This window comes from Vibrio sp. 1069 (assembly GCF_033340555.1).
Genome location: NZ_JAWOWP010000822.1, coordinates 1 through 544, shown reverse-complemented (window position 1 = coordinate 544; position 544 = coordinate 1). Strand labels below are relative to the sequence as shown.

General features: G+C 41.9%; 1 protein-coding gene and 2 pseudogenes. 1 reads left to right on the top strand and 2 read right to left on the bottom strand.

Annotation, left to right across the window (positions count from 1 at the left end):
* Positions 1 to 130: pseudogene (locus R7040_RS29270) on the top strand (MarR family transcriptional regulator); the annotation flags it as partial.
* 69 nt (positions 131 to 199) lie between these two features.
* On the opposite strand, the gene R7040_RS29265 reads toward R7040_RS29270, so the two are convergent.
* Complete coding sequence (locus R7040_RS29265) at positions 200 to 328, bottom strand: hypothetical protein (RefSeq protein WP_005477316.1); 129 nt, start codon at positions 326 to 328, stop codon at positions 200 to 202.
* Positions 329 to 364: 36 nt separating this feature from the next.
* Positions 365 to 544: pseudogene (locus R7040_RS29260) on the bottom strand (hypothetical protein); the annotation flags it as partial.

The following is a 544-nucleotide window of genomic DNA, read 5'->3' as shown; positions in this document are numbered from 1 at the left end:
AGGTGAGAAAATTCATCGCCATCATAACCAGTTGCACCTTGATCTTGTGCGTGATCTTACTCGTCATATTGAGCCAGAGCAGCAATCAACCTTTCTATCGTGTTTGGAAAAAATGAACCGGGAATTCTAGGTTTCATCCGAGTTACGGCCAAATAAACAATGAAAAGCAGAACTCACATCGAGTTCTGCTTTTTTGTATTTATGGGTTTAGAAACCAGCTTTCTAACGGTAACTGAGTAAATGCGTAAGTCACACCAACACAAAATGCAGCGCCGGTAATGCCAATACCAATTGTAGTGGCCAGCAGAAGTAACGTTATCTTAGGCATGATGATTCTCATCCCTCTTGGAGTGTATTTGCGTGCTTATTTCGATACAGAGCACACAAACACAATCCAAGCGGTGGCAAGCATAATTAATGGCGTAAAGACTTTTTGAATGGCTGCGCCATCGGTCAAGTTATAGATCTCGATGGATTCGTTGTAGAAGGCGCGTTTGAAGGCTTTAAACGAAATGTCGTTTTTTACATTGGATTGCTCGTAACG